This is a genomic window from Carnobacterium sp. FSL E2-0243, from assembly GCF_038003605.1.
In the GTDB taxonomy this organism is placed as follows: Bacteria; Bacillota; Bacilli; order Lactobacillales; family Carnobacteriaceae; genus Carnobacterium; species Carnobacterium maltaromaticum.
This window is the reverse complement of sequence record NZ_JBBOPM010000001.1, coordinates 3,397,772-3,409,324: the sequence shown is the minus strand read 5'-3', so window position 1 is coordinate 3,409,324 and position 11,553 is coordinate 3,397,772. Positions and strand designations below refer to the sequence as shown.

General features: G+C 34.5%; 8 protein-coding genes and 1 tRNA gene. 5 read left to right on the top strand and 4 right to left on the bottom strand.

Annotated features, from left to right (window positions below):
* The first annotated feature begins 106 nt into the window (after nucleotides 1–106).
* Nucleotides 107–179 (top strand) — tRNA-Val (locus MHI00_RS15945).
* A 275-nt stretch (nucleotides 180–454) separates the two neighbouring features.
* Nucleotides 455–2,509 carry an Ig-like domain-containing protein gene (locus MHI00_RS15940; RefSeq protein ID WP_341114866.1) on the top strand — a complete coding sequence of 685 codons (2,055 nt, stop codon included), beginning with the start codon at nucleotides 455–457 and terminating at the stop codon, nucleotides 2,507–2,509.
* Nucleotides 2,510–2,565: 56 nt separating this feature from the next.
* Here MHI00_RS15940 and MHI00_RS15935 read toward each other — a convergent pair whose 3' ends face one another.
* The 4 genes from MHI00_RS15935 to MHI00_RS15915 form a co-directional block, all read right to left on the bottom strand.
* Entirely contained in the window at nucleotides 2,566–4,074 is a 1,509-nt protein-coding gene (locus MHI00_RS15935) for a helix-turn-helix domain-containing protein (RefSeq protein WP_341114864.1), read from the bottom strand.
* Between the two features lie 170 nt (nucleotides 4,075–4,244).
* Nucleotides 4,245–4,841, bottom strand: coding sequence for a DNA-directed RNA polymerase subunit alpha C-terminal domain-containing protein (locus MHI00_RS15930; RefSeq protein WP_015077837.1), 597 nt, complete (start codon nucleotides 4,839–4,841; stop codon nucleotides 4,245–4,247).
* Between the two features lie 258 nt (nucleotides 4,842–5,099).
* The gene (locus MHI00_RS17745) at nucleotides 5,100–7,862 is read right to left on the bottom strand and encodes a 5'-nucleotidase C-terminal domain-containing protein (protein ID WP_445662557.1); all 2,763 of its coding nucleotides are present in this window, start codon (nucleotides 7,860–7,862) and stop codon (nucleotides 5,100–5,102) included.
* A gap of 267 nt (nucleotides 7,863–8,129) precedes the next feature.
* Nucleotides 8,130–8,768, bottom strand: coding sequence for a PepSY domain-containing protein (locus MHI00_RS15915; RefSeq protein ID WP_341114856.1), 639 nt, complete (start codon nucleotides 8,766–8,768; stop codon nucleotides 8,130–8,132).
* Between the two features lie 156 nt (nucleotides 8,769–8,924).
* Between MHI00_RS15915 and MHI00_RS15910 the strand changes: the two genes are divergently transcribed.
* The 3 genes from MHI00_RS15910 (at nucleotide 8,925) to MHI00_RS15900 (ending at nucleotide 11,495) form a co-directional block, all read left to right on the top strand.
* A complete protein-coding gene (locus tag MHI00_RS15910; protein WP_332490478.1) occupies nucleotides 8,925–9,461 on the top strand; it encodes a GNAT family N-acetyltransferase in 537 nt (178 codons plus the stop codon).
* 236 nt (nucleotides 9,462–9,697) lie between these two features.
* A complete protein-coding gene (locus MHI00_RS15905; protein WP_057001552.1) occupies nucleotides 9,698–10,339 on the top strand; it encodes a FadR/GntR family transcriptional regulator in 642 nt (213 codons plus the stop codon).
* A complete protein-coding gene (locus tag MHI00_RS15900) occupies nucleotides 10,326–11,495 on the top strand; it encodes an MFS transporter (protein ID WP_229252431.1) in 1,170 nt (389 codons plus the stop codon). Before MHI00_RS15905 ends, MHI00_RS15900 begins: the two co-directional genes overlap by 14 nt.
* Nucleotides 11,496–11,553 lie beyond the last annotated feature (58 nt).

The following is an 11,553-nucleotide window of genomic DNA, read 5'->3' as shown; positions in this document are numbered from 1 at the left end:
TTAGCAAAAAAGCGAAGAGGTTTACTTCTTCGCTTTTTTTGTTATCAAGATGAGTTGACTAAAATAATTAAGTTAGATACAATGATAGAGAACGAGTTTTATTTTTGGTTTCTTAGCTCAGTTGGGAGAGCACCACCTCGACAAGGTGGGGGTCGCTGGTTCGAGCCCAGTAGGGACCATTTAAGAAATAATAAGCAAGAGGGGCGCTATTATAATAATAGCGCTATTTTTTGATTCAAGCAGCTATTTTAAAATGTTTACGTATTTAGTTGAGTAATTAAATATGAATAAAAATTATCCTGTTTTGCTCTTTATTAAAAAGAATGAAATAGGTTTTTTTCTTCTATATGAAATTTTTTCGTTATTTTAAATTTTATTAATGAAAGGCTTATTTTTGTGTTATTAGTTATAAGTGTAGTAAAATTAATTTAATAAAGGGATAGGGGGATAGGGGATGAAAAAAAGAGTAAGGGTTTTAATGTTATTTATTTTGTTTTTTAGTGCGGTTACGCCTGCTTATGCAACGGTAACTTCTACGATTGAGACAAGCGGGATTGAAGAAATTTCTGGCACGCAAGAACAAGAATCTGCTGAAAATACAGCACCCGATAAGTTGGTAGACCCGACTACAGAAGCTCCTGCAGTGGAAGAAGATAGTGCTACAAAAGAGTCAGAGTCAACGCCTACTGTAACACCAATTAGCGAGGCTGAAACAACTAATCCAACTGCTACGCTGAAAAATGGAGACCCTGTACCTGTAGCACGCGCTGTGGTTGATTATGGCAGTCAGTTTTTTAATGATGTTTCTTTTTCAGATATGGCTGGAAATACATTAGCAAAAGTTAAAGATACAGATAAAATTAAAGTAAACTATACTTTTGACATTACTACACCAGTTAAGGAAGGCGAAACGATGTCCATTGCCTTACCAGAAGAATTGAAGTTAGTGAATTATACAGAATTTCCTCTAAAAGATAGTGACGGCAATACGATAGCCTTAGCTACAACTGATAAAAATACAGGACTGATTACACTTACCTTTACAGATTATGTAAATGGCAAATCAGCTATTAGTGGAAAGCTATTTTTTTGGGCTAAACTAGACAAGACTAAAGTTACAGACGGCAATAATACGATTAGTATGCCTGTCAATGGAGTAACAACGGATCTAACTTTGAAAGTAAGCAAAACAACAGGTAGTACAGGCGGAACAACAAATCCTACTGTACTATTTAAGAGTGGGGCCTATGATAAAAATGATCCAACATTAATTAATTGGACCATTACTTTGAATAACGCCAACCAAAACCTATTTCAGCCGACAATCATTGATACAATTGGACCTGGACAAACGCTAGTGAAAACCTCTTTTGTTGTTAATTATCGAGATGCAGCAAAGAAAAGTAAAATGAAATATGCATTGCCTACAACTTTAACGAATGACCGGACAGAGGTATCCTTTACCGATGCAGGTTTTGATTTAAAACTAGAAAATCTAGGCTCATTTAGCATTATTAATCATTATAGTTCTGCCGTTATCACCTATAAAACAAAAGTGGACAACTCGGGAACTCAATATATAAATAGTGCTAGTTCAGCTGACGAAAATAACGATTCTCAAACGAGAAATGCGACTGTTAAATTTTATGGGAGTGGTGGCGAAGCTAGTGGCAGTGTGAATAAAGCGATTGATGAGATTTCTAACACTATTGATGAAGCTGAAAGCATTGATCCTAATGAATTAACTCCATCAGAAAATACGCAACTAGAAGAGTCTAAAAATACAGCTCAAACGACTTTAGATAATGAAGATGCAACAATAGAAGAGCTAGATAAAGCCAAAGAAAATTTGGGAGAGGCTATTCAAGAAGTGACTCTAGCAAAACCGGAAGAAAATGAAGAAGTTAAAGAAGCTATTGAAAAATTAAAAGAAATATTGGTAGTAACAGAAGGAAAAGCAGCAACTGATTATACCCAAGAATCTTGGGATGTGTTGAAAGAAGTGAAAGAAAAAGCTGAAGTTATTGTTGGAAAAGGGACAGATGACAGTCATTCAGTTACAGTTGAAGAGGTAACTGAAATTCAAAAACAATTAGAGGAAGCAATAACTCAATTAGAACTTATTCCCACGCCTGAAACGATTCTTGAACTAGAAAATCTTGTGATAGAGGCAGAAAATAAGCAAAAAGAAGATTATACAAATGAAACGTGGGTACCTTTTGAAGAAAGCCTTGAGCTAGCTAAGGAGAGTTTGGCAAGATTTAAAAATGATCCGCAAGCTGTAAGAAATTCAGATATGGAACAAATAACAATTCAGTTAGAACAAGCAATGAGCCAATTAAAGAAAGTGGAATCTCAAGCAGTTGAGTTACCTATTGTGCCATCTGAAAGTCCTCATGAGCAACAGGCACAATTTCCAGCTACTGGTGAAAAGCATAGCTATTTGATTGGATTGCTAGGCATTTTAGTTTCAACTGGAAGCATCCTTATTTATAGAAGAAGAGTTTAACAAATATGCCAAGATTCTGGCTATAGCCAGAATCTTGGCATATTTTTATGAAGGCACTAGTTAAACGGTCTAAAATTTTGGAGAGTTCTTTTTTTCTGAATTTCTTGTTCAACAAGAGAATTTAATTCTAGCCACTCATTTGATGTTGGAGGAAAAGAAATATGGAAAATCGGTATATCCAATTGATTAAAAAAAGTTGGTGTATCTGTGACGACAATATCAGGACCATTGTTTTGGTCATTATTATCAGTGAAATCAATTGTATAAGGGATATTTTTAATCAATTCATTTTTCAAAATCTTTCGATAGATACTTTTATCAGAAAGAACTTGAATGCTGATTTGATTAATCTCAACAGCTGAATCAGATAAAGAAAATAAGAAAAAGAAGTAGGCCTTTAAACGATACGAACGAGTTTCTATAGGATAGGTTGGATAAATTCCTTGTTTTTCAATAGCTGAAAAAATTAGTAAATAACCATTAAATAAGTCTGGGTTTAGTTGTTTTAGTTCGTCTAATTGTAAATCTTCAATATATTTATGAGTATCATGGAAAGTGTCCATTTGAAAATTTAAGCAAAGAATATGCGCTAAAAAATTTTGTTTATCTAAAAAATTCACAGTCATTAAATGGGAAGAATTATTGACTAATTCAGTCAATAACTGATTAGAATAGGCAAAGTTAGCTGAATCCTTTTCTTGGAAACTGGTTTTTATAAATGAAAACATCTTTTCAGTTTGAATAAAAATTGGATTGGATACAATAAAACTATAGATAAAGTTAACCTCATGTTTCAGAATATTTTGTTTGAAAAAATAATATTTTTGATGAATGGTAGCTTGGATTTCTTGATAGAGCAAATTGTCAGATTCAAGTGTCTTAAAAGTTGGTTCAATAAATTTTTTTGTATTTAAATCATTGAGACAAACGCTAAGTGCAAAAGCTAACTGTCTCGTTTGGATTGGACTTAGATAAGGATTTATTTGTGCACCAATTTTTTTGCTCATTTCCATGGTTTCGCCTTCATCAACTTGTTGAAAAGGCCACTCAGACATGCCATAAGAGAACCAAAAGAACTTACAAAAAAAATAGCGGATTTGAGAAGATTCCCCAGATAAAGTCCCTTCTCGGCTATTGAATTGAATGCCAAATTTGTCTAGAATGAGATTGATTGTCCGAACATCTTTGTAAAATGAAGTTAAACTAATAAAATAATAGTCTGTGAAATGTTTAGAAGAGATAAATTTTTTATTGTAAATACTTAATAATAGATTGAAAGAAGTTGAACTTTTTAAACGTTCTAAATAAATTAAGTTAGAAATAGCATTTGTGCTGGCACTTAGCTTATACCCCAAAGCTGCATCAGTCTCGATATATTGCTCATAATTTTTTTCTTTAAAAAAGGAATTAATGACAATTACGGTACTTTTAAGTGTTCGGTTGGAAATGTAAAGTTGACTAGATATCTCTTCTTTGCTAATCCAATTGGGGTAGCGTTGATTTAAAAGTTTAATTAAGGTTATTTCTCGTAACGTTGATGTGCTAAGTAATGAATCTAATTCCATGAGGACACTCCTGTTCCTATATTAAGTAGATTTTATGACACTTCTAAACTCTTATTATACGCTTTTTTATTTGATAATTTCACCTTTTTTTGCAAAAATTAGTGAGGGACCCGCAAAAAAATGGTGAATAGTACAACAGTATCCAATTTTAGTTGGAATAGCTTTGCTTATTAGTTTGTATGATAATTTTTTTCAGTTTTAACAAAAGAGGTTATTTGCTTAATCTTTGCCTCTTTTTTTGAACTCGAAAATAGAAAAATATCTGAAAAATATGTTTTATTGCCTTTTTTATCAGTAATAATCCCATGTGCTGAAGCTTCACGACCATGGGTTAAAATCGATTGAATTTCTAGTGAACTAAGATCCTGACGATGGTTAATAACTGCTTTAATAAAAGGTGTTTTCCCTTCTAATTGAGATTCACCGGGTTTAATCCAGCTTAAAGTGTCTACTAATAAGGTTTCGAGAACAGCTTGATTAGCAGCTGCTGCAGCAATTAAATAATCATGAATAATTTTTTTCTTAGGGGCATTTTCACAATTCAGGGTACAAAGAACAGCAAAATTAACCTTCGGAAGTTCAGCATTTTTGAAGGATAAATTCTGACTTTCCAATGTTTCCTTTAGAATACGGACTGCCTTTGGGCCAACACCATGAATTTGTAACAGTGTTTTTTCACTGTAGTGTGTTAACTGTTCCAGGTCAGTAATTCCAATGTTTTGTAATGCATTTGTTGCGGGCTTGCCAATATTTGGTAGTGTTGTCATGGTGTTTTCCTCCCTTGTCGCTAACTTTTTTATTGCAACTAGTATAGCATAGATTAGTGAACTAGTTGAATTAAAGAATACACTGAGGATTACATCTCAGGTAATGGAGATGAAGATATTTCAGAAAAAAATAATAAATCAGGCTTCGTTATTTGAAAAGTTTTTAAAATTGAACGATTGTGCTATCAGAAAATAAAAAAACTTTCTTGGATTCTATCTAGAACCCAAGAAAGTTTTTTTATTTTAAATTAAGTTTATTTAAGCGATAGATTTGTGTTTATTTTTTTTAGTTAGATAGGAAGCTGCACTACCTAATAAAATGAGTCCAGCTAAAGTAGAAACGCTAGATTCCTTTTCTCCAGTTTGTGGGAATGAAGCAGCAACAGTTGGAGGAGACAAAGGATTATTCGTTGTTCCAGTCGGTGTTCCATTATTCCCGTTTCCAGTAGTGGTTCCATTTCCATTAGTAACAGCATCTTTAGCAAGGACGGTTTTATCAAACGCAACACTATAACCATTAGCATCCGTCACAACAAAAGTAACAACATGATCTTTAGCTAAATTAAGCGATTGTAAATCAAGAGTGAAGTCACCCTTTTCATTAGCAGTTGTAGATAAAATAGTCCGCGCTTTACTATTTTTCAATTGAGCAGTAACAGTCCCATTAGGAATTGTTTTTCCAGTAAAAGTAGTTATGCCTTCTTTAATATCAGGTAAAACAGTGGCAGCTTTAATAGCTGCAATAGCTGCAGATTCGCCGTTTTCTTCTTTGGCAAGCACGGTTTTATCAAACGCAACACTATAAGCATTAGCATCCGTCACAACAAAAGTAACAACGAGATCTTTAGCTAGGTTAAGCGACTGTAAATCAAGAGCGAAATCACCCTTTTCATTAGCAGTTGTAGATAAAATAGTTCGTGCCTTGCTGTCTTTTAGTTGAGCAGTAACAGTCCCATTAGGAATTGTTTTCCCAGTAAAAGTAGTTATGCCTTCTTTGATATCAGGTAAAACAGTCGCTGCATTAATAGAAGCAATAGCCGCAGCTTCTTCTTCAGCTTTTATTTGTTCAGGTGAAATATAGCTTTTACGTCCTTCAATTTGAGCTTCAATGGTTTTGCCATCAGCCTCTTGAGCTTTAATATAATCGATAAATGTATCCGTATCTTGTGTCATTGTTGCTTCAAAAGTTGCTTCTGTAAAGGTTTTAAAGCCATCTCCGCCACCAAATAAAAAGTCATTTACGACAACTAAATAAGAGGCGTTAGGATCAAGTAGTTCACCATTTGTTTTGCGAATTTGGTGGACTTTGTAAGGTTGATTTGCATCACCAGTATCGGTATATTGATACGTTAAACCAGATAGTTGAAGGAAATATTTACCTTCTTCATCATATTGTTCATTCAGAACATTTTCAATTTGTTGACCAGTCATATGCACGACTTGTAAAATATTTCCAAATGGTTGCACATTTTGAGCTGCTCCCCATGTGATTGAGCGATCTTCTTGGACAAGTAAATCAGCTCGGATACCACCATTATTTGTCATAGCAAAATCAACATTGAAGCCTTGTTTTTGTGCCATAACACGTTGCCCATCGGTTACTAAGTTTCCAACAGCAGATTCTTTATTTGGGCTATCTTTTTCAACTTCACGGCTAATCGTTTGGTTGGTTGTTGCTGTTCCAATTTTTTCAGAAGTAACCTTAGTAACACGAGTATCAGCATCATCAATAATAGCTTTCACTTCAGGATCTTCAGTTACACCAGCTTGAACAGGTGTCACTTCAGCATCTGGAACCGCAACAAAATCATTGGTTTCAGGGTCAAGCTCGGCTTTTAAATTGATAAATGCTTTTCCTTGTGAGGTACTTTGCACAATTCTTGTCTTCCCAACAACCCCATTTGTATATTGATGATTGTGTCCAGCAAAGAATGCATCCACACTGTTATCAGGGCGTGCTGTATTAACCTTATCCATGATATCAGCAGCTTCACCAGAAACGACTTGATTGGTGCTAACAGCAGGAACGTGAGCTAAAACAACAATCGCATTGACGCCTTGATCTTGTAAGATTTTATCATATTTGGCAATGGTTTCGGCTTCATCAAGGAAGTTGTAATCTTGATAGTGTTGTTTAAGAACTAAATTAGGAATTTCAGTAGTGACGATGCCAATAAAGCCAACTTTAACTTCTTTATCGCCATCTTTAACTGTTTTAATTGTATAGGGTTCCCAACCATAAGGGATATTTCCATTTTTATCAGTCATATTTGCAATTACAATATCTTGAGTTGACGCTTCATGGGTGTAATCTTCTGTAATTTGATTGAATTCACCAGGTAAAGGAGCTTGTCCGGTCATAATTCGATTAAATTCACCAAGTCCCTCATCAAATTCATGATTTCCAAGTGTGCCAATTTCAAAATTCATTTTATTTAAAACTTTTATAGTAGGTTCATCTTGTAGCAAACCAGAGTTAGCCGGGCTAGCTCCAACCATATCCCCAGCTTGAACACGAATCGTTGTGCCATCAGGCTTTTCAGATTGGAAATTAGTTTGAGCATTGTTCAAATAAGTTGCTAATAGTGCCGCTTTTCCAGCTTTGCTAAACGCGGTTCCTTCGATATAGGCTGTTCCGGTCGTGCTTAAAGCCCCATGGAAATCATTGATTCCCAATAGTTGAAGAGGGATCGTTTTTTTCTCAGGTGCAGCTTCAGGTTGCGGATCTGCAATTGTGGGTGCATCTGTAATTGTTGGTGTAGCTACATCCTGTTTCAGTGGTTCTTGCTCAGTTTCTGGAATAGGAGGAGTGATTGGAGTTTCTGCAGGTGGTACAGTAATCGCTTCTTCTTCTGGTGCACTAACTTCAGGACTAGTTGTCGATTCATCAGGTAAAGAAGTGGTTTCCTCCGTGGTGACAACGGTCTCATTTGCTAAAACTGGAGGCGCAAAACTACTGATACTTGAAGAAACTAATCCAACAATTAACAGCTTACTTAAAAAACAATTAAACTTTTTCATTTACTAATCAAGCTCCTTTTAATTTTTATTTCCCAACAGTAAAATTTTAACATTAAAGCTAAATTTAAACAATATAGTTCGTTAATAAAACGCTAACAATTTTAAAGAACGCTTTAAAATACTGTTTATTTTTATATTCACGATTAATTGTGAAAAAAATAAATAGGTTGAAAGGTCTCCAACAAATTGTTTTTTACGAATGACAACTAAAAAAAGCGTGGGAATCATCAATAATCTGATGATTCCCATGCTTTTGATAGTTTAGTTTTAATCGTCTTGTTCAGTTTGTAAAATATCCCCACTAACAGAATCAATTTTAACTTCTGTTTCGTTCGATCCATTTTTAATGGTTACTTCATAAAAAGTCTTTTGAACTTCTTGGCTTAGTTTCCATTCAGTAATATCACCTTGCTTATTCGCTTCAGAAAATGCGGCTTCCATTGCTTTTTGAGGTGAAATAATGTTATCTAATAACAGAGCATCATTTTTTCTAGCTGCACCATTTGCATCTTCGGAATCTAAGCGCTCTTCTTTTTGTTTACTTATTTCTTTCGTATCTGCATCGATAAATAGCTCATATTCTTTAGCATCATCAACACCTTCGATTTTGTATCCATAGGCGCCAAAGTTCGTATCAAATTCAATACTCGTAATGGCTACATCAGGGTGCTCTTTTGAAAATAGTTGAATAGCGTCATCTAAGCTAACTTTAAATTCTTGATTTAATAAGCTAGAAGTAGATGTTGTAGAAGGACTACTTTCGGTAGTAGATGAAGCTACTTGTGAGTTAGATGTTGCTTGATTGTTGTTATTTGTTGATGTTTCTTTTGTATTTCCATTTCCACAGGCACCTAGAAGTGCTACTGTTGCGATTGAAATCATACCGAGTACTATTTTTTTGTTCATTTTTAAACATCCCCTTTTCTTATACTAACTATTAAAATAATAACAATTATTGATAATGGGAACATCAGACTATAGTCTGATTTGTTCCTAGGACTATTTTAAGTTACACTAATGTTATCAAAATCGGCTATTTAAGGCAAGTAGGAGGGGTTAATAATGGAAATTAGAACAATTGAAACAGAAGATTATGCAGAAATAAAAGTGTTAATTCAAAAAGCTTTTGAAAACGAGGAACATAGTGATGGTGATGAACAACTTTTAGTGGAACGCATTCGCAAAGAAAAATCATACCAAAAAGAGTTTGAGGTTATTGCTTTAATCAATTCTGAAATTGTTGGACATGGACTATTAAGCCCGGTCATTATTGAACAAAAAGAGAGTTCACTAATTGAAGGTGCTGTTATGGCACTTGCGCCCTTAGCAGTAAAAAAAGAATATCAAGGCAAGGGGATTGGTCGGGCTATTATAGAAGAATTAGAAAATAGAGCCAAGACTGCAGGCTATCAAGGTCTAAGTATTTTAGGAGACCCTGGTTACTATCAAAGATTCGGCTACTTCCCAGCAAAAATCAAGCAAATTGAAGCTCCTTTTGAAATAGAGTCGAATTATTTTCTTATTAAAGAACTAACTGAAAATAGCTTGGAAAATTGTCAGGGGATCGTACGTTACTTACCAGCATTTGGATTGAATTAATTAAAGAATAGCACAAAAAAACGCGGGCAAATTAGTTGCTCGTGTTTTTTTGTGCTAGTTATTTTATTCATAAATTAATAATTTATATTAAATTCTTCAGACACTAAAAATTAACGTGAATTAGAAAAGATAAGTTGATTTACAGCTCTTTTTTTTAGTGAAATTAATTGCATCGTATTTGTAGAAGTGATATGATGATTTTGTAATCATCAGATGATTTGAAAGGTGAGGATAGTATGAGTAATAGAAATCTAGTCAATCAAACAATTCAGAAGTTAGAAAATCTTTTAGGAGAAGGAACTTACCAAGTAGGCGATAAGTTGCCTGTTGAAAAAGTGCTAGCAGAAGAGTGTGGTGTCGGACGTTCAACCTTACGAGAAGCGGTTAAGATTTTAGAACATGCAGGGGTTTTAACTGTGAAACAAGGTTCAGGGACATACGTCAATCAACATCGCGTTGCCACCTATTCAACGGAACAATTATTGGAAATTCGTGAAATGTTAGAAGTTCAATCGGGTAAACTAGCCACATCAAGGTTCACTACAGAAGAACTAATGGAATTAAAAGAAGTCTTATTTGAGCGAAATGAAGCGCTAGAAAAAGGACAGTTTGCGCATTATGTTGAAGCTGATTTAAATTTCCATTGGTTAATTGTAAAAGCGAGTCGCAACCCATTTTTAATTCGGTGGTATCAAGAAATCTTACCTGATTTGAAACAAACGTTAAGTTCATTTGTCTTACGAACAGACAACTATTCAGATAATACCGAGTTACACCAAGTGATCTTTCAAGCTTTAGTAGAACAGGATGAAGCAACTGTAGTGGCTGCAACTTTAGAGAATAATCAGAGGGAGTTAGTTCGTTATGCAAAAAAATGAGAGACGATTAGTTGGCTTGATTTTTGTTGTGGCGTTTAATTTGAGGGTAGGAATTTCCTCAGTACCGGCGCTATTAGAATTAATTAAAAAGGATCTAGGTATTTCTAATTTTCAAAGTAGCTTAATTACAAGTATTCCTGTCATTTGTATGGGTGTTTTTGCATTGACCGTCCCTTATTTTCAAAGAACTTTGGGACGACGTCGAACGATTTTTTTTAGTTTACTTATTTTGGGACTAGGAACATTAGCTCGATTTTTTGTAACAAGTTACAATCTTTTTTTAGTTACTGCATTTATGATTGGTTTTGGAATTGCCATTATCGGCCCGTTGCTATCGGGTTTTATTAAAAGTAATTTTCCCTTTAGATCTGGTTTAATGATTGGTGTTTATTCATTAAGTATGGGCTTAGGTGCTTCTCTTAGTTCAGGCTTAGTTTTGCCACTAACTGAACATTTTAAAGGGAATTGGGGAATATCTCTCGCTTTGTGGGGTGTTTTTGCACTTATAGCTGCCTTGATTTGGCAAATGTTTTCTCCAGTCGAGAGTCAACGTAAATCAGCAAAATCAACGTCTTTTTCTTTACCGTTAAAAAATAAAAAAGCGTGGAAATACACACTGTTTTTTGGAATCCAGTCTGGAATTTTTTATGGAATGACGACTTGGTTAGCCCTAACAGCGTTAGAAAAAGGAGCAACAACCTTACAATCAGGTTATTTTTTAACGTTGTATACAGTTATTCAGATGCTTTGTAGTTTCATTATTCCAACTTTAATGGATCAATTTGGTAAAATGAAGCAGTGGATGTTTTTTTCAAGTGGGCTAGTATTTATTGGTGCCGGTATGATTGCTCTTGCTCCTAGTGTTGTTTTTTTCGTATTAGGAATTATTTTAGCAGCTATCGGACTAGGAGGTTTATTTCCAATTGCTGTCTTATTACCTATTAGAAACACAAAAACAGCCGAGGAAACCAGCTTATGGACCAGTATGATTCAGTCATTTGGCTATATATTAGGCGGATTTATGCCTGTTTTAATGGGAGCAGTAAAGGATACAACTGGTAGCACAATTGCCCCGTTTTTGATAATGGTGTTGCTAAGTAGTGTATTGTTAATACTATCATTCAGTGAGAAAAATGAGCCGTCAATCGATTTATAAAATTGAATAGTTAAATCATATACGTTATACTTAAATAGAACTTATTCAGTAGGCTAGG

Coding starts and splice junctions, on each gene's coding strand:
- MHI00_RS17745 (WP_445662557.1), bottom strand. CDS start 7,862: ATGAAAAAGTTTAATTGTTTTTTAAGTAAGCTGTTAATTGTTGGATTA.
- MHI00_RS15940 (WP_341114866.1), top strand. CDS start 455: ATGAAAAAAAGAGTAAGGGTTTTAATGTTATTTATTTTGTTTTTTAGT.
- MHI00_RS15905 (WP_057001552.1), top strand. CDS start 9,698: ATGAGTAATAGAAATCTAGTCAATCAAACAATTCAGAAGTTAGAAAAT.
- MHI00_RS15930 (WP_015077837.1), bottom strand. CDS start 4,841: ATGACAACACTACCAAATATTGGCAAGCCCGCAACAAATGCATTACAA.
- MHI00_RS15910 (WP_332490478.1), top strand. CDS start 8,925: ATGGAAATTAGAACAATTGAAACAGAAGATTATGCAGAAATAAAAGTG.
- MHI00_RS15935 (WP_341114864.1), bottom strand. CDS start 4,074: ATGGAATTAGATTCATTACTTAGCACATCAACGTTACGAGAAATAACC.
- MHI00_RS15900 (WP_229252431.1), top strand. CDS start 10,326: ATGCAAAAAAATGAGAGACGATTAGTTGGCTTGATTTTTGTTGTGGCG.
- MHI00_RS15915 (WP_341114856.1), bottom strand. CDS start 8,768: ATGAACAAAAAAATAGTACTCGGTATGATTTCAATCGCAACAGTAGCA.